The sequence below is a fragment of the Pseudomonas paeninsulae genome (assembly GCF_035621475.1).
Classification (GTDB): domain Bacteria; phylum Pseudomonadota; class Gammaproteobacteria; order Pseudomonadales; family Pseudomonadaceae; genus Aquipseudomonas; species Aquipseudomonas paeninsulae.
The window spans coordinates 2,093,990-2,110,490 of the sequence record NZ_CP141799.1 but is presented as its reverse complement, the minus strand read 5'-3'; the positions used below and the strand labels follow the sequence as shown (position 1 = coordinate 2,110,490).

At 58.5% G+C, this 16,501-nt stretch carries 16 protein-coding genes; 4 read left to right on the top strand and 12 right to left on the bottom strand.

What is annotated here, in order from left to right; all coding sequences use genetic code 11:
- Positions 1-4: 4 nt before the first annotated feature.
- Genes nagZ through VCJ09_RS09780 form a run of 3 tightly spaced genes read right to left on the bottom strand, consistent with a single transcriptional unit; the run spans position 5 to position 2,306 of the window.
- Positions 5-1,003, bottom strand: a complete 999-nt coding sequence (gene nagZ, locus VCJ09_RS09790; RefSeq protein WP_324734636.1) for a beta-N-acetylhexosaminidase — start codon at positions 1,001-1,003, stop codon at positions 5-7.
- A 25-nt stretch (positions 1,004-1,028) separates the two neighbouring features.
- The gene (locus VCJ09_RS09785) at positions 1,029-1,550 is read right to left on the bottom strand and encodes a L,D-transpeptidase (RefSeq protein ID WP_324734150.1); all 522 of its coding nucleotides are present in this window, start codon (positions 1,548-1,550) and stop codon (positions 1,029-1,031) included.
- A 48-nt stretch (positions 1,551-1,598) separates the two neighbouring features.
- Positions 1,599-2,306 (bottom strand): TetR/AcrR family transcriptional regulator, encoded by a 708-nt coding sequence (locus VCJ09_RS09780; protein WP_079201634.1) that lies wholly within the window; start codon positions 2,304-2,306, stop codon positions 1,599-1,601.
- Between the two features lie 258 nt (positions 2,307-2,564).
- Here VCJ09_RS09780 and lexA point away from each other — a divergent pair, with 258 nt between their 5' ends.
- Positions 2,565-3,173: a transcriptional repressor LexA gene (gene lexA / locus VCJ09_RS09775; protein ID WP_324734149.1), complete on the top strand. Its 609-nt coding sequence runs from the start codon at positions 2,565-2,567 to the stop codon at positions 3,171-3,173.
- A gap of 276 nt (positions 3,174-3,449) precedes the next feature.
- Complete coding sequence (gene sulA / locus VCJ09_RS09770; RefSeq protein WP_324734148.1) at positions 3,450-3,923, top strand: SOS-induced cell division inhibitor SulA; 474 nt, start codon at positions 3,450-3,452, stop codon at positions 3,921-3,923.
- 125 nt (positions 3,924-4,048) lie between these two features.
- On the opposite strand, the gene VCJ09_RS09765 is transcribed toward sulA, so the two are convergent.
- From VCJ09_RS09765 to VCJ09_RS09735, 7 genes are all read right to left on the bottom strand, one after another.
- The gene (locus tag VCJ09_RS09765; protein WP_324734147.1) at positions 4,049-4,282 is read right to left on the bottom strand and encodes a hypothetical protein; all 234 of its coding nucleotides are present in this window, start codon (positions 4,280-4,282) and stop codon (positions 4,049-4,051) included.
- 77 nt (positions 4,283-4,359) lie between these two features.
- Positions 4,360-4,878: a DUF6586 family protein gene (locus VCJ09_RS09760; RefSeq protein ID WP_324734146.1), complete on the bottom strand. Its 519-nt coding sequence runs from the start codon at positions 4,876-4,878 to the stop codon at positions 4,360-4,362.
- Between the two features lie 76 nt (positions 4,879-4,954).
- A complete protein-coding gene (gene topA, locus VCJ09_RS09755; RefSeq protein WP_324734145.1) occupies positions 4,955-7,564 on the bottom strand; it encodes a type I DNA topoisomerase in 2,610 nt (869 codons plus the stop codon).
- A 256-nt stretch (positions 7,565-7,820) separates the two neighbouring features.
- Positions 7,821-8,057 (bottom strand): DUF1653 domain-containing protein, encoded by a 237-nt coding sequence (locus tag VCJ09_RS09750; protein WP_324734144.1) that lies wholly within the window; start codon positions 8,055-8,057, stop codon positions 7,821-7,823.
- 78 nt (positions 8,058-8,135) lie between these two features.
- Complete coding sequence (gene fadA, locus VCJ09_RS09745; protein ID WP_324734143.1) at positions 8,136-9,311, bottom strand: acetyl-CoA C-acyltransferase FadA; 1,176 nt, start codon at positions 9,309-9,311, stop codon at positions 8,136-8,138.
- A gap of 30 nt (positions 9,312-9,341) precedes the next feature.
- Complete coding sequence (gene fadB, locus VCJ09_RS09740) at positions 9,342-11,489, bottom strand: fatty acid oxidation complex subunit alpha FadB (RefSeq protein WP_079201626.1); 2,148 nt, start codon at positions 11,487-11,489, stop codon at positions 9,342-9,344.
- Between the two features lie 1,058 nt (positions 11,490-12,547).
- Complete coding sequence (locus VCJ09_RS09735) at positions 12,548-12,985, bottom strand: hypothetical protein (protein WP_079201624.1); 438 nt, start codon at positions 12,983-12,985, stop codon at positions 12,548-12,550.
- 86 nt (positions 12,986-13,071) lie between these two features.
- On the opposite strand from VCJ09_RS09735, the gene VCJ09_RS09730 reads away from it, so the two are divergent.
- Positions 13,072-13,512 (top strand): universal stress protein, encoded by a 441-nt coding sequence (locus VCJ09_RS09730; RefSeq protein WP_079201623.1) that lies wholly within the window; start codon positions 13,072-13,074, stop codon positions 13,510-13,512.
- A gap of 44 nt (positions 13,513-13,556) precedes the next feature.
- Here VCJ09_RS09730 and VCJ09_RS09725 read toward each other — a convergent pair whose 3' ends face one another.
- Both VCJ09_RS09725 and VCJ09_RS09720 read right to left on the bottom strand, forming a co-directional pair.
- On the bottom strand, positions 13,557-14,243 hold the full coding sequence (locus VCJ09_RS09725; protein WP_324734142.1) for a DUF6901 family protein: 687 nt from the start codon (positions 14,241-14,243) through the stop codon (positions 13,557-13,559).
- Positions 14,244-14,307: 64 nt separating this feature from the next.
- Entirely contained in the window at positions 14,308-16,221 is a 1,914-nt protein-coding gene (locus VCJ09_RS09720) for an ATP-binding cassette domain-containing protein (RefSeq protein WP_324734141.1), read from the bottom strand.
- 62 nt (positions 16,222-16,283) lie between these two features.
- Between VCJ09_RS09720 and VCJ09_RS09715 the strand changes: the two genes are divergently transcribed.
- Positions 16,284-16,430, top strand: a complete 147-nt coding sequence (locus VCJ09_RS09715) for a hypothetical protein (RefSeq protein ID WP_324734140.1) — start codon at positions 16,284-16,286, stop codon at positions 16,428-16,430.
- The last annotated feature ends 71 nt before the right edge of the window (positions 16,431-16,501 follow it).

Below are 16,501 nucleotides of genomic sequence, written 5' to 3'. Positions count from 1 at the left end.
CTCCTCAGTCGATTAATTGCGCGGCGCGTAACGCGCCGACTGCTTCCAGCCAGCGCGGGCTCTGCCGATATTCCATACCAGGGAAAGCCTGGCGACGCATACGCGCCAAACCTGGCGGAGTGACCACCTGCAAACGCTGCAATGCGTTCAGCGCCAACTCCGCGGCCGCGCGATCATTGCAGACCAGCCCCATGTCGCAGCCCGCTGTCAGTGCCGCTTCGATGCGACAAGCCGCGTCGCCCACCACATGGGCCCCGGCCATCGACAAATCATCGCTGAAAATCACCCCGGTGAACTGCAACTCACCACGCAGAATTTCCTGCAACCAGCGCCGCGAGAAGCCCGCAGGCTGGTCATCGACCTGCGGGTAGATCACATGCGCCGGCATCACCGCGGCCAGCTGCCGACTCAATTGAGCGAACGGCTGCAGATCGCAGGTGCGAATTTGCTCGAGGCTGCGTTCATCCACTGGAATCGCCACATGGGAGTCGGCCTCGGCCCAGCCATGCCCGGGGAAATGCTTGCCTGTCGCAGCCATACCTGCCGCGCTCATGCCGCGAATAAACGCTGCGGCCAACTGTGTAACACGCGGTACATCTGCCTCAAAGGCCCGACTGCCAACCACGACACTGCGCTGATGATCCAGATCCAACACCGGCGCAAAGCTCAGATCCAGCCCCGCGGCCAACACTTCGATGGCCATCAACCAGCCACAGTGCTCGGCCAAGACGTCGGCATTGGCGTTATCGGCAATTGCACGCATCGCCGGTAACCGTACAAAACCCTGACGCAGACGCTGCACCCGCCCGCCCTCCTGATCGACGGCCAGGAGCAGATCCGGGCGTACCGCGCGAATCGCAGCCGACAACTCGCGCACCTGCCTCGGGTGCTCGATATTGCGCCCGAACAGGATCAAGCCAGCCACTTCGGGCTGGCGCAGGATCTGGCGATCTTCGGCGGTCAACCAAGTGCCGGCAATATCCAGCATCAACGAGCCTTGCAGGGGTGAACTCACAAATAATCCTTAACTAAAGTGACGCCGCCGCCCAGAGCGGACAGGCCGCCTCGTCGATCTGCACGGCACATTGCACAGGGACGAGCGGGAACAGCGACAGCAGATCGGCATTGCGTAGCCGCACGCAGCCGTGGGAGCGCGGCACGCCCATGGGCTCAGTGTCCGGCGTACCGTGCAAATAGATATAGCGGCGGAAGGTATCGACCTCCCCTAGTCGATTGCGCCCCACCTCACAACCACTGAGCCAGATGATTCGCGTGAGAATCCAGTCGCGCCCGGGAAATTGCGCAGCCAGAGCCGGCGACCAGACCTCGCCCGTCCAGCGCCGGCCCCGCAATACCGCCCTCAGCGGCAAGCCTTCGCCGATCTTCGCCCGCACTCGATGCAATCCACGCGGCGTGCAGCCGGAGCCATTCAGCTCGCCCGGACCATTGAGGGCGGTAGACACAGGCAGGCGCAATATCAACTGCCCGTCGGCAAAACCGTACAGGCACTGATCAGCGAGAGAGAGATGTAGAAAGTCGAGGTCGCGCATGGGCGACTAGCTTAGCGGATCGGGCTGGCCAAGCCCACAAGCGCGACATCAAACCTTGGCGGGTAGGCCAGCGCTCTTGACGCGCGGTTTGAGTTGAGCAGCGGCCAGAACCTCATCGCTCACACCGCTTTCCGAACGCATGCCAGCCGCCAGGAATGGCACCATCATGCGCATGACCTGCTCGATCGAGGTGCTCACCCCGAAGTCGGTCTCGGCCATGGCGCGCAATGCCTTGATCCCGGACATGCTGAATGCCGCAGCGCCGAGCATGAAATGCACGCGCCAGAACAACTCAAGCGGAGGGAGACGCGGTGCGGCTTCATGCACCAGGAGCATGTAATGGCGGAAGACTTTGCCATACACCTCTTCCAGGTATTTGCGCAGGTGACCCTGGCTCTGGCTGAAGGCCAAACCCAACAGACGCATGAATATCGACAAGTCGTTGCCACTACGCGGTTTCACGGCCAGCGCCTGATCCACCAACAACTCGAGTAATTCCTCAAGACTGACCTTCACTTCCTGCTTGGCCTGGCGACGGTCCAGCTCGCGCTCGAGGCTGCTGCAGAAAGGACCGAGAAAGCGCGAGAACACGGCCTGGATCAGCGCTTTTTTGGAACCAAAATGATAGTTCACCGCTGCCAGGTTGACTCCAGCCTTGCTGGTGATCAGCCGTAATGAAGTTTCCGCGAAACCTTTTTCTGCGAACAACTGCTCCGCTGCATCGAGAATGCGTTCAACGGTTTCCGACTGAGCCATGACTACCTACCTGACAAACACTTGTTTGAAACATACGTTTCGACCCACCATCTTGTCAAGTCACGCAAGCCATTATATGGCCGGACAGTCATGGATCAGCAGCAAACAACAGCTGATGTGCTCGTCAGTTCAGCAAGTAACCCGCAGAGCGGATCAAACAACAAGCAGCGCATTTAAGCCAAGAAGAAAAATGGAGGATTGCCAACCCCCGATCACTGTATATAATCCCAGTCACTGTATAAAAAAACAGAGTCCAACATGCTGAAACTGACGCCACGCCAAGCTGAAATTCTCGCCTTCATCAAGCACTGCCTTGACGACAACGGCTATCCGCCAACCCGGGCGGAAATCGCTCAGGCACTTGGTTTCAAGTCACCCAATGCCGCAGAAGAACACCTCAAGGCCCTGGCCCGCAAAGGGGCAATCGAAATGACCCCCGGCGCCTCACGTGGCATTCGCATCCCTGGCTACGAACCGAACAACACGGAAGAGGGCTTACCCGTGATCGGCCGCGTCGCCGCCGGCGCACCCATTCTAGCGCAGCAGAATATTGAAGACTCATGCCGGATCAACCCCGAGTTTTTCCACCCCAAGGCCGACTACCTGCTACGCGTGCGCGGCATGAGCATGAAGGACATTGGTATTCTCGACGGGGACCTGCTGGCCGTGCACACCACCCGTGAAGCTCACAACGGGCAAATAGTGGTAGCCCGCATCGATGACGAAGTGACGGTCAAGCGCTTCAAGCGCGAAGGCAACAAGGTCTGGTTGATTGCCGAAAATCCCGAGTTCGCCCCCATTGAAGTGAACCTGGAAGAGCAGGAGCTAATTATCGAAGGTTTAAGTGTCGGTGTTATCCGTCGTTAGCAGACTCCTGCAACCCGTAACCGGCCGTGATCACCCGCACGGGGCAAGAAGGACGCACGCAGTGGAGCCAAGTCAGTAGCCGGAGGCAGGGCAACTACAGCAGGTCAAAAGAGCTGCTTCCCTCGCTAAACGTGCACCTGCCTCGCTTCACTCGCCCACTCAGGTTTCGTTCAGGCGAGTCACGCAATGGCTGTGAGGCCGTTTTAAACGCCCCGAGCTTTGACACCAAGAGGGCAAAACGCAGGTAGTTTCCCACCGCCTGCCAGAGGAGGTTCTATGCAGTCCCCGCAATCACTAAAGCGTACACAGTTACCACTATTCGAGGGGCTAATGGCTTCAGCAGTGACGCCACGGCTGAATCAGATTGTGGAGTCACCCTGGCAGGAGAACCCCGAAGCCTTCAGTGAAATGTCGCTACGTGGTACTGCAGGTCACTGTCTGAACCTGCTCGCGCCAATTCTCCGCGAGCTGAGCCAGAACAAAGATGCGCGCTGGCTGAGCCTGATTGCCCCGCCCAGCAGCCTGACGCAAACCTGGCTGCGCGAAGCCGGGCTCAACCGCGAACGCATTCTGTTACTCCATCCTCGCGGCAAACAAAGTGCCTTGCAACTGGCTCAGGAGGCACTGAAGCTGGGCCGTAGCCATACAGTCGTCAGCTGGTTTCACCCTCTTGAACAGCATGCTCGGGAGCAACTGGAGCAGGCCGCACGACAGGGCAAAGCGCAAAGCCTCAACATCAGTCTGGGGTAAAAATCGCGGGCAATGGCACAAGGACTGTGCATGAGACGACACCATCAACCAGGCACATATACCAGCCACAACACCTAGAACCAGCTGCTGATAGCAATATTAGCGTCGAGACAACCCACCCGCAATCAGTGCAGCACACGCGGGCCTTGTGCATGGTCAAGATCACCTTCAGCCAATTTTCCCGCCATTTGCACGCCGACACTGAGCATAGCCTTGGCTACCTCGATGTGCTGACCCTGCAGAAATTCCTTGGCATCAGCGGAAAAGTCCAGCACCACCAAGGTTTCTTCGTCTTCTGCACGACGCAGTGCAATGCGCCCATCGGGCAACTCGACGATCTCAAGGTAGGATGTAGGCATAGGGCTGGTTCTCCACGAAAGGCCGGCATTGTAACAGTCGTCCAAGGCTCACCCTAGACCGCTTATCCAAACTCGACTCACCACTCACTCAACGACTCGCGAAAGCGCTTGGCCAACCCCTTCAACTCCTGTCGCCAAACCTCCAGCGTTTCACGCGCCAGTGGCGGCGCCTCCTGATCCAGGCTAACCGCTACGATCAAGGGAGTACGCGGGTCGACCTTGACCTTTTTCGCCGCCTGCGGCGGCTGAAACAGTTCGCCATAAGCCTTCAGCAGCTGAGCCAGCCAGGTTTCCGGCTGCTGCGCCAACTCGATAAGCTCGGCCAACTCAGGGCTGGGAGCAGCATCCAGCAGTGCCTTGTCCAGCAACTGCTCGGCCCGTGCTGCATTACTTTCAGGCAGGCGGTAGTAACCGGCAATCTCGTGACACAGCCCCAGCAGCGCCCCATAGAGATGGAATAGGGCAGCCTCACGCTCAGCTTGTATCAGGGCCAAAGAGTTGACTGCTCGCCCCTCCTGCGCAACGCGCCAGGACTCCAGCGACAGGCCGGCATAGAAGAGCTTCTGGTTGGTACGGGTGTACAGTTCATGGGCCATCAAGGCGCCCTCCACTACAGACCGATCAGGCCACTATACGCGCGCCTGCTGCCTGCAGACGCGCACCTTGTCCCGATCATCCCTTCTCTTCGACCTTCCACTTGCCGCCATCATAGAAGGCACGCCAGCCGGTAGGCTTGCCATCGACCTCGGTCTGCACGTACTGCTCTTTGGTCTTGCGACTGAAGCGAATAACCGCCGCGCGACCTTCAGGGTCTTTCTTCGGCGCATCACAGAGGAAGTGATACTTGGGGTCGATTTCGTCCTTATGCGGGATCAGTTCCAGCACCAACGGCGCACGGGTCTCGCGATTTTTCGGGAACTGACTGGCCGCCAGGAACAAACCCGCCGCGCCGTCGCGCAAGATATAGGTGTCATTGACCTTCTCGCACTTGAGCTCCGGCATCTTCACCGGGTCCATCTTCGGCGGAGCGGCTTCACCGCTTTTCAGCAGCTTGCGGGTGTTCTTGCACTCAGTGTTGGTGCAACCGAAGAACTTGCCGAAACGCCCGGTTTTCAGCTGCATCTGGCTGCCGCACTTGTCGCACTCCAGGCTTGGGCCTTCGTAACCCTTGATCCGGTATTGACCCTGTTCGATCTCGTAGCCCGTGCAATCCGGGTTGTTGCCACAGATATGCAGCTTGCGCGTCTCGTCGAGCAGATAGGCATCCATGGCGGTGCCGCACTTGTCGCAGCGATGCTTGCCGAGCAGCACCAGCGACTCCGACTCGCCCTCATCGTCCGCGGCGACTTCATCGCCAGGCACCAGATTGATGGTCGATTTGCAGCGCTCTTTCGGCGGCAACGCATACCCGGAACAACCGAGGAAAACCCCGGTGGAGGCAGTACGTATCATCATCGGCCGACCGCACTCACGGCATGGGATATCGGTCGGCGTCGGCAAGTTGGCACGCATGCCACTGTCGCTGGCCTCGGCTACTTCGAGTTTTTTCTTGAAGTCGCCATAGAACTCGTCGAGCACATGCTTCCACTCGCGCTCGCCCTGGGCCACATCATCCAGGTTCTCTTCCATGCCGGCAGTAAAGCCGTAGTCCATCAGGTTGGAGAAGCTTTCGCTCAGACGTCCGGTAACGATGTCGCCCATCTTTTCCGAATAGAAACGCCGGTTGTGCAGTGCGACATAGCCGCGATCCTGAATGGTCGAGATGATTGCCGCATAGGTCGACGGACGACCGATACCGCGTTTCTCCATCTCCTTGACCAGGCTGGCTTCCGAATAACGTGCCGGTGGCTTGGTGAAATGCTGACTCGGATCGAGTTTTATCAGTTTGATCGCATCGCCCTTGGCCATGTCCGGCAAGACATCGTCGTCGCCCGGTTTGCTCATTTGAGGCAATACCTGGGTGTAACCGTCGAACTTGAGAATGCGGCCCTTGGCGCGCAATTCAAACTGCGCGGCAGTGACGGTCACGGTGGTCGACAGGTACTCGGCAGGCGGCATCTGGCATGCCACGAACTGGCGCCAGATGAGCTCATACAGGCGCTCGGCGTCACGCTCCATTTTGGCTAGCTGGGTTGGCTTGAGGTTGACATCAGACGGACGAATCGCCTCGTGCGCCTCCTGCGCGCCTTCCTTGCTGCTGTAGGCAATCGGGTTGGCCGGCAGGTATTTCTTGCCGAACTCGCCCTCGATGAAGTCACGCACCATGCTCACCGCATCGGCCGACAGGTTGGTCGAGTCGGTACGCATGTAGGTGATGTAACCAGCCTCGTACAGACGCTGGGCCATCATCATGGTCTTCTTCACCCCGAAGCCCAGGCGGTTGCTCGCCGCCTGCTGCAGGGTGGAGGTGATGAACGGCGCCGAAGGTTTGCTGCTGGTCGGTTTGTCTTCACGCTTGGTAATGCTGTAGCTAGACGCCTCGAGCGTGGCCAGGGCGGCCATCGCTTGAGCTTCGTTCAGCGGTTTGAAGGCAGCACCGTTTTCGCGGGCCACCTCGAAGCGCACATTGGCGCCCTTGGTCGTGCCGAGATCGGCGTGCACGTCCCAATACTCTTCAGGAACGAAGGCGCGAATCTCTGTCTCGCGCTCAACCACCAACTTCACTGCCACCGACTGCACCCGGCCCGCAGAAAGACCACGCGCAATCTTGGCCCACAACAATGGCGAGACCATGTAGCCCACTACACGGTCGAGGAAGCGCCGCGCTTGCTGGGCATTGACCCGATTGATGTCCAGCTCGCCCGGCTTGGAAAAGGCCTCTTGAATGGCCTTCTTGGTGATCTCGTTGAATACCACGCGCTTGTAGCGGCTTTCGTCGCCACCAATGGATTCGCGCAGGTGCCAGGCAATAGCTTCCCCCTCGCGATCCAAGTCGGTTGCGAGATAGATGGTGTCGGCATCCTTGGCCAACCGGCGCAGTTCTTCGACAACCTTTTCCTTGCCCGGGAGGATTTCGTACTTGGCTTTCCAGCCCTGTTCGGGATCGACCCCCATGCGCGCCACCAGTTGGCGCTTGGCCTTTTCCTTGGGCGATAACGCCGGCACTTCACCAGCCGCCGCCTTGCCCCGCTTGACCGGTTCCTTGGCAGCACTTGCCGAGCCGCTGGTAGGCAGGTCACGGATGTGGCCGATGCTCGACTTCACCACGTACTGGTCGCCCAGATACTTGTTGATGGTCTTGGCCTTGGCCGGGGATTCCACGATGACCAGCGATTTGCCCATGGATTGGAAGTTTCCTGAAATTCGATAAATGAAAGGCGAGAGGCGCCATACAGACTGTTGAAAATAGTGCGCGCCAATAACTTACGAGGTGAATTCAACCGAAGAAGCGGAGTTTACATGCTGTAAAGAAGCCTTCTGCGGCCGCGTTCAACGCTGCACGATCCAGCGCATGGTTTTCAATAGCCGGCCAGCGCGGCACCGCTATATATAGTGGCGCTCAGGCTGAGGTCAAGCGCAGCAATAGCGCGACCTGCGTTCAGGTCCGGTCGAAAAGGCTTGTTTCGGCCTGAATTAGAGTAAAGCGTGGAACCAACTCGCCATCCACTTCGACGCGTTCACAAAACATCTCCAGCGGGCGCACCCACAAGCCGTACTCGCCGTATAGCGCCTGATAGACCACTACTTGCTGCTCTTCCTCGGAATGCCGGGCTATGCCAAATACGCGGTACTCGGGTCCCTTGTAGTGGCGATAAAGGCCGGGCTGTAATTGCATCGCTAAATTCCTTGAATTTTTTTCCCGTCGACAAACAAAAACCGGGGCACGAGGCCCCGGTTTTTCGTCTGTGAACGCTTAAAGGCGTTCGAAGACAGTGGTAATGCCCTGACCGAGGCCGATGCACATGGTCGACACACCAAAAGTGCCACCATTCTGCTTCATCACGTTCAACAGGGTACCGGAGATACGCGCACCGGAACAACCGAATGGGTGACCAAGCGCAATCGCGCCGCCGTGCAGGTTGACCTTCTCTTCCATCTTGTCGAGCACTTTCAGATCCTTCAGCACCGGCAGGGCCTGTGCGGCGAAGGCTTCGTTGAGCTCGAAGAAGTCGATGTCATTGATGCTCAGACCCGCGCGCTTGAGGGCTTTCTGAGTGGCGGGTACCGGGCCGTAACCCATGATCGCCGGATCGACACCGGCGACCGCCATGGCACGTACCACGGCCATCGGCTGGATGCCGAGATCCTTGGCGCGCTGGGCAGACATGACGATCATGCAGGAAGCGCCATCAGTGATCTGCGAGGAAGTACCCGCAGTCACGATGCCACCCTTCGGGTTGAACGCCGGCTTCAGGGCAGCCAGGCTTTCCAGGGTGGTCTCCGGACGAATGGTTTCGTCGTAGTCGAATACCTTCAGGAAGCCGTTCTCGTCGTAGCCCTGCATCGGGATAATTTCATCCTTGAACTTGCCTTCGACGGTGGCCTTTTGCGCCAGGCGGTGCGAACGCTCACCGAAAGCGTCCTGTTGCTCGCGGTTGATGCCGTGCATCTTGCCAAGCATTTCCGCAGTCAGACCCATCATGCCGGACGCCTTGGCGGCATACAGCGACAGGTGCGGGTTCGGATCGACGCCATGCATCATGCCGACGTGGCCCATGTGCTCGACACCACCGATGACGAACACGTCGCCGTTGCCGGTCTGGATCGCCTGCACGGCAGTGTGCAGGGCGCTCATGGAGGAACCACACAGACGGCTGACCGTCTGCGCAGCGCTGGTGTGCGGAATCTGGGTCATCAGCGACGCCATGCGCGCGACGTTCCAGCCCTGCTCCAGGGTCTGGTTGACGCAGCCCCAGATCACGTCTTCCACTTCGGCCGGATCGACCTTGGTGTTACGTGTCAGCAAGCCGCTGATCAGGTTGGCCGACAGGGTTTCGGCACGGGTGTTGCGATGCATGCCGCCCTTGGAACGCCCCATCGGGCTACGACCGAAGTCGACGATCACTGCATCTCTAGGATTCAGGCTCATAAATTCACTCTCGCTCTAGTCTGTGCGCGATTAACCGAAAAACTTCTGGCCATTGGCGGCCATTTCGCGAAGCTTGGCAGTCGGGGTGTACAGCGCGCCCAGATCGGCGTACTTGTCGGCCAGGGTCACGAATTCGGCGACACCGACGCTGTCGATGTAACGCAGTGCGCCACCACGGAACGGCGGGAAGCCAATGCCGTAGACCAGGCCCATATCGGCCTCGGCAGCAGTCTCGACGATACCGTCTTCCAGGCAACGAACGGTTTCCATGCACAGCGGGATCATCATGAAGTTGACGATGTCTTCATCGGTCACTTCACGCTGTTCGGTGACGATGGACTTGAGCAACTCGTAAGCCACAGGGTCGATGACCTTCTTCGGCTTGCCGCGCTTGTCCATTTCGTACGAGTAGAAACCCTTGCCGTTCTTCTGGCCCAGGCGGTCCGCTTCATACATCACGTCGACCGCGGTACGGCCTTCGACCGCCATGCGATCCGGGAAGCCTTCGGCCATCACGTCACGACCGTGGTGACCGGTATCGATACCGACCACATCGGATAGGTACGCCGGGCCCATGGGCCAACCGAATTTCTCCATCACCTTGTCGATACGCACGAAGTCGACACCGAGCTCGAGCAGCTTGGAGAAGCCACCAAAGTAGGGAAACAGCACACGGTTGACCAGGAAGCCCGGGCAGTCGTTGACTACAACCGGGGTCTTGCCCATCTTCTTGGCGTAAGCCACCGTAGTGGCAACCGCCACCTCGCTGGACTTTTCACCACGGATAACTTCGACCAGCGGCATCATGTGCACCGGGTTGAAGAAGTGCATGCCGACGAAGTTTTCTGGACGCTTGAGCGCCTTGGCCAGCAGGCTGATGGAAATGGTCGAGGTGTTGGACGCGAGGATCGTATCTTCCTTCACCGCGCCTTCTACTTCGGCCAGTACCGCTTGCTTGACCTTGGGGTTCTCGACCACGGCTTCGACGACGATGTCGACGTTGGCGAAATCGCCGTAGGACAGGGTCGGACGGATGGCGTTGAGGGCTTCGGCCATCTTCGCTGCGGTCAGGCGGCCCTTGGCCACGCGATTGCCGAGCAACTTGGAGGCTTCGTTCAGACCCATCTGGATACCGTCTTCACGGATATCCTTCATCAGGATCGGCGTACCCTTGACCGCCGACTGGTAGGCGATACCGCCACCCATGATGCCGGCACCAAGGACGGCAGCCAGTTTCACGTCTTTGGCGATTTCGTCGTAATGCTTGGCTTTTTTCTTCAGTTCCTGATCATTCAGGAACAGCCCGATCAGGCTGGCGGCAACCGAGGTCTTGGCCAGCTTGACGAAACCAGCGGCTTCCACTTCCAGGGCCTTGTCACGGCCAAAGTTGGCAGCTTTCTGAATGGTCTTGATCGCTTCGACCGGGGCCGGATAATTCGGGCCGGCCTGGCCTGCAACGAAGCCCTTGGCGGTTTCGAAGCACATCATCTGTTCGATGGCATTCAGCTTGAGCTTATCCAGCTTCGGCTGACGCTTGGCTTTGTAGTCAAGTTCGCCGGAGATAGCGCGCTTGACCAGATCCAGCGCAGCCGCCTGAAGCTTGTCGGCGACCACTACTGCATCGACCGCACCTACTTTCAGGGCATCGCCTGCGCCGTTCTCTTTGCCCGAGGCAATCCACTCGACCGCATTGTCGGTACCGATCAAACGCGGCAGACGCACGGTGCCACCGAAACCTGGGTACAGACCCAGTTTGACTTCCGGCAGGCCCACTTTGGCGCTGTCGGCCATGACCCGATAATCCGCCGCCAGGCACATTTCAAAACCACCGCCGAGAGCGATGCCGTTGATTGCGACGACTGTCGGGAAATCGAGGTCTTCAAAATCACTGAAGATCTTGTTGGCTTCGAGGTTGCCAGCCACCAGCTCATCATCCGGCAACTTGAAGTTGTCGACGAACTCGGTGATATCGGCGCCGACAATGAATACGTCTTTGCCACTGGTGACAATCACGCCCTTGATCGAACCATCGGCCTTGATTGCATCAACCGACTGACGCAGATCGTTAAGGGTTAGACGGTTGAATTTGTTGACGGACTCACCCTTGAGGTCGAATTTCAATTCGACTATGCCGCTCTCAAGAGCCTTAACCGTGATGGCTTTACCTTCGTAAATCATCAACTGATCTCCACGATATGGAAGCTGAACAGTACACATCGGAGCCAACCAGCTTGCTACCCCACGGCTCAGCCGTTTGAGAGAGTAGCGCTATGAGCCTGGCACACCCGCCGACGCGATAATCGGACTGGATTGGCGTTGCCTTTTTCAGCAAACGCTCAATTCATACGCCCGTTTGATTCGGGTGTGCCCACCTTCAAGGAAAAGCTGCAGATTGTCAATTGGTCGCGTGTAGCTTGATGCATCGGCGACTGCCCGAGCGAGGATTTCGGCTGATGGACAGTCTTATTTTGAAGCGATCAGGTGATCATCAGTACCGATATACAGAAAAGATCCGACAACTAACCGACAACAGCGGCCCATGCCACCGAGCCCTCCAGCAGCTTGGCGAGACCGCCTCAACTGCGCCAAGGCGCACAAAAAGGCTCAGAGACTTTTATGTACAGCAGCATGGAAGGCCATCAGCGCAGCGAAAACCAAGGCATTCACTGACGTGTAGCCGGTGGCCGACCTGGCAACCAGCGACCACAATTGACGGCACTCCGCCAGCAGTGCCATATGACACAATCGAACAAGAAGATAGACGCCGCACCGCGGCACTGACCCCGTAATGCCGCGAGCAAAACCTGCTGACGCAGCATTTGTGCTCGACTATGCTTCGCTAGTCGCGACCATTTATAGCGCTGGGGAAGCGCGAACACTGGAAGTAATGGTCAAGGCGTTCGCCGACAAAACTGGAGCGCCTGGAACCGCCCCCCGTAGAACAGCCGGAAAATCAAGCTGTCGCTCCATAGCATCAGCAGCCAGTGACGCTTATTGAATAATCGCTTGGCAATTGCCATGAAAGCAGCGCGCCATTTCTGACGAACAAGTATTCCAACAGCATCATTAGAAGGCCTGAAGAGGCTTCCAGCCAATACACGGACATGCAGATCCGGACCAGCGCGCACTCGGTGCATGGCTCATTCGACCTTTCCGGCCTGCCTGGCCACATTTATAAGCCGGTGCTTGCATCGGGTTTTCTTTCTTGATTGCCTGACGCCTCAATGGGCGGTCACTCAAGCACGCGCAAGCAAGAAACTGGCAATCGTCGGCAGCGAGTCCGATCCTTCCCGCTCCCCCCAATACAGCGCAATCATCTGTGCGGTTGCCTCGACCTTGTACACATCGACCGGAAGGCTGGCCAATTGTTCGGCCAATGGCACATCGTCGCAAAGCTCGCGCCATTGATTCAGCCACTGTCCGGGTTCAGCCTGCCAGTAGCACCAGCAATCTTCATGGCCACGACGTCGCGCCCGGTGATATTGCGGACACTGGCCCGGCGGCTCAATGGCCAGCCAGTGCGGCCATTGCTCGCGCGACAACTGCATCGCCAACCCCATGCGCCGCGCTTGCAAACGTACATCCATCCGCCCACGCTGTCGCCGCGACGGCATCAGCATGGCCAGTGGGCTAAGCACAAAAGCCAGAAGCAACAATATGATCCATGTGGGCATAAATTTATCTCGCTGGTATAACCCTGTTACAAGCGCTCAATGCGGCCATACTTATCACCATCGGTCACCCTTAGAAGGAACCACCCATGCCTTACCAGCATATTCTGGTCGCTGTCGACCTAACCGAAGAATGCGACCCAGTCATGAAGCGCGCGCAGAAGCTGGCCTCGAGCAGTCACGCAAAACTATCTGTGGTCCATATAGTCGAACCCATGGCCATGGCGTTTGGCGGTGATGTGCCAATGGATTTGTCGATGCTGCAACAGCAGCAATTCGAGCAAGCCCGCGAACGTCTGGACAGTTTTGCCGGAAAGTATCCCGATCTGGCTGCAGATCAACGCCATCTGGCTTATGGCCAGCCCCGCCAGGAAATACACCGCCTGGCTGAAGAGCAAAGTTGCGACCTGATCATCGTTGGCAGCCATGGCCGCCACGGCCTGGCATTACTGCTCGGCTCCACCGCCAATGACGTGCTGCACGGCGCACCCTGCGACGTGCTGGCTGTACGCCTGAAGAAACCCGAGTAGCGCACACCTGGCGAATGAGGCGCCATGCCTCATTCGCTCCAGGATCATTCGAAATTGTCGCCCGCGCTCATTACCAACGGACGAATCTTCTGCAACTGAGTTTCCAGCGAATAGGTCATGCTCGATGACATGGAAAAGAAGGTCAGAAAGGCCTTGAGATTCGAGTCGCCCTCACAGGTGTCGTGAATCCGCTGCCAGAACGCCTGATTGACCAACTGCAACTGCTGGAACATGCGCACCAAACCCTTGAGCTCCCAATCCGCAAGACGCCCTTCGCGGAAATTGAAGTACTGCCGGGCCAGGTACAGCGAAACTGCGCGCAGGATGAACTCCTGATTATTGGCGAACGGCAGGTGATTCTGCGCCATCGGTTTGAGCTTGCCCAACACCGGACAAGCACTGGTCGCCATGATCACCCCGAGCAGCGCACGCAAGCCCTCTTCCAGACCGACCTGCTTGGTGTATTCACGCTCTGGCGTGCGCACCCAGACCATAGCTTTCTTGAAGGCCGGCAGACCTTGAAAATCCTCGATCACCCGATGCAAATCAACCGCTGCCGGGCAGTGACTGAAGTCGCTCCTGCTCAGCGGGCAATTGCTGCACTGCTGGTGGCCCAAGCGCGTCCAGCTGGGCGCGTCATGGACCTGAGCGGAGTCATACACGCGGTCCAGTTCGATCCTGTAACTGAACTCATGATTATCGTCGAGAGTAATCCGATACTCGATGGCCATGCGTGTCTCCGCCAGACGTTTTGAGGTTCTGCTTGGGGATAATCAGCCACTGCGGCAGTCGGACTCAGCCTTCCAGTTCGGCCCAACGCTCCAGCAGTTTATCCAGTTCCTGCTGCTGGCTTTGCAAACGAGCCAACACCTCGGCACTTTTTTCCGCAGATTGCTGGTAAAAAGCCGGGGCACCGATCTGCGCCTCCAATGCCGCTATCTGCACCTCCAGCGCGTCGATCTGCGCGGGAAGCAACTCCAGCTCACGCTGCACCTTGTAACTGAGCTTCTTCTTTACGACCGCGGCCCCCTCGGGTGCAGGGGCAGGCGATGCTTCGACTACCGCTGAAGCCAATTCGGCCTTACCGCCCTTGGTTTCGCCAACCCCGAGCAAACGCGGTGAACCGCCCTGACGCAGCCAGTCCTGATAACCGCCAACGTATTCGCGAACCTTGCCCTCGCCCTCGAATACCAGGGTGCTGGTCACCACATTGTCGAGGAATGCCCGGTCGTGACTGACCATCAGCACGGTGCCCTTGAACGTCAACAACACCTCTTCAAGCAACTCGAGGGTTTCTACGTCGAGGTCGTTGGTCGGTTCGTCGAGTACCAGCAGGTTGGCTGGCTTGCTGAACAGCTTGGCCAGCAACAGGCGCGCACGCTCGCCACCCGACAACGCCTTGACTGGCGTGCGAGCACGCTGCGGGCTGAACAGGAAGTCGCCCAGGTAGCTCAGCACGTGCCGGCTTTGCCCATCGATATCGATGAAGTCGCGGCCTTCGGCGACGTTATCGATCACGGTTTTTTCCAGGTCGAGCTGATGACGTAGCTGGTCGAAGTAAGCCACGTCGATGCGCGTGCCCTCCTTGACGCTGCCACCAGTTGGCTGCAAGCCGCCGAGCATCAACTTCAACAACGTGGTTTTGCCGGTGCCGTTGGCGCCGAGCAGGCCGATACGGTCCTCACGCTGCAGCACCATGGAGAAATCGTTGATCAGCATCGGGCCACCCGGATGGGCGAAACTGACGTTCTCCAGCACCATCACCTGCTTACCGGATTTATCGGCGGTATCCAGCAGGATATTGGCTTTGCCGGTACGTTCACGGCGCTCGCTGCGCTCGACCCGCAACGCTTTCAAGGCCCGCACGCGCCCTTCGTTACGGGTGCGACGCGCCTTGATGCCCTGACGAATCCACACTTCTTCCTGGGCCAGGCGCTTGTCGAACAGCGCGTTGGCCGTTTCTTCGGCAGCCAGGGTGGCCTCTTTGTGCACCAGGAAACTGGCGTAGTCGCCATCCCAGTCGATCAAGCCGCCGCGATCCAACTCGAGAATGCGCGTGGCCAGGTTCTGCAGGAAGGCCCGGTCGTGGGTTATGAACAACACGGCGCCGTTGAAGCCCAACAACGCCTCTTCCAGCCAGGCGATGGCACCGATGTCCAGGTGGTTGGTTGGCTCGTCAAGCAACAGCAGGTCCGGCTCGGAGACCAGCGCCTGGGCCAACAACACCCGCCGACGCCAGCCACCGGACAGTTCAGCCAGGGTCTTGTCGGCCGGCAACTGCAAACGACTCAAGGTGCTATCGACCAGTTGCTGCAACCGCCAACCGTCACGGGCTTCGAGGTCATGCTGGACATGCATGAGCTTGTCCAGATCGGCATCGGTGACGATGTTCTGGCTCAGGTGGTGATACTGCGCAAGCAGTTCGCCGACACCGTCCAGGCCCTGGGAAACCACATCGAAGACTGTCCGTCCGTCGGCAACTGGCAGCTCCTGCGGTAATTCGCCGATCTTCAACCCCGGTGCGCGCCAGACCGAGCCGTCGTCAGGCTTCTGGTCGCCTTTGACCAGCTTCAACATGCTCGATTTGCCGGTACCATTACGGCCGATGATGCAGGCCCGCTCGCCACGGGCAATCTGCCAAGACACCTTGTCTAGCAGCGGCATGGCGCCGTAGGCCAGGGAAACATCGGTGAACTTAAGCAGGGTCATGGCACGCCTCGATAATACAGCGACTGATAAACAAGCAGGTAACGGCTGCGAAAGCGCAAGAAATGAACAGCTATCTGCGCGTTCCAGCCCTATTCTGCGAAGCTTTATCACCGCAAAAAACTTATTTGCCGACGCCCGCAGGTCCCGGCAAAAACTGGGCGCGCATTCTAACCGAGAAGCGCCCCGAGTTTGCGGGCAATTTTCATTAAGCCGCCAGTCGGCAGCGTGACTTTCACCTGCCCCCGGCAAAAGGCTAAGCTAGATGAATCTAGCGTCGGTC

Excerpts from the sequence above, each read along its gene's own strand:
- VCJ09_RS09735 (WP_079201624.1), bottom strand. The coding sequence starts at position 12,985 with ATGCCCACATGGATCATATTGTTGCTTCTGGCTTTTGTGCTTAGCCCA.
- VCJ09_RS09765 (WP_324734147.1), bottom strand. The coding sequence starts at position 4,282 with ATGCCTACATCCTACCTTGAGATCGTCGAGTTGCCCGATGGGCGCATT.
- topA (WP_324734145.1), bottom strand. The coding sequence starts at position 7,564 with ATGGGCAAATCGCTGGTCATCGTGGAATCCCCGGCCAAGGCCAAGACC.
- VCJ09_RS09750 (WP_324734144.1), bottom strand. The coding sequence starts at position 8,057 with ATGCAATTACAGCCCGGCCTTTATCGCCACTACAAGGGACCCGAGTAC.
- lexA (WP_324734149.1), top strand. The coding sequence starts at position 2,565 with ATGCTGAAACTGACGCCACGCCAAGCTGAAATTCTCGCCTTCATCAAG.
- sulA (WP_324734148.1), top strand. The coding sequence starts at position 3,450 with ATGCAGTCCCCGCAATCACTAAAGCGTACACAGTTACCACTATTCGAG.
- fadB (WP_079201626.1), bottom strand. The coding sequence starts at position 11,489 with ATGATTTACGAAGGTAAAGCCATCACGGTTAAGGCTCTTGAGAGCGGC.
- VCJ09_RS09715 (WP_324734140.1), top strand. The coding sequence starts at position 16,284 with ATGAACAGCTATCTGCGCGTTCCAGCCCTATTCTGCGAAGCTTTATCA.
- VCJ09_RS09785 (WP_324734150.1), bottom strand. The coding sequence starts at position 1,550 with ATGCGCGACCTCGACTTTCTACATCTCTCTCTCGCTGATCAGTGCCTG.
- VCJ09_RS09720 (WP_324734141.1), bottom strand. The coding sequence starts at position 16,221 with ATGACCCTGCTTAAGTTCACCGATGTTTCCCTGGCCTACGGCGCCATG.
- VCJ09_RS09760 (WP_324734146.1), bottom strand. The coding sequence starts at position 4,878 with ATGGCCCATGAACTGTACACCCGTACCAACCAGAAGCTCTTCTATGCC.
- VCJ09_RS09730 (WP_079201623.1), top strand. The coding sequence starts at position 13,072 with ATGCCTTACCAGCATATTCTGGTCGCTGTCGACCTAACCGAAGAATGC.
- VCJ09_RS09725 (WP_324734142.1), bottom strand. The coding sequence starts at position 14,243 with ATGGCCATCGAGTATCGGATTACTCTCGACGATAATCATGAGTTCAGT.
- VCJ09_RS09780 (WP_079201634.1), bottom strand. The coding sequence starts at position 2,306 with ATGGCTCAGTCGGAAACCGTTGAACGCATTCTCGATGCAGCGGAGCAG.
- fadA (WP_324734143.1), bottom strand. The coding sequence starts at position 9,311 with ATGAGCCTGAATCCTAGAGATGCAGTGATCGTCGACTTCGGTCGTAGC.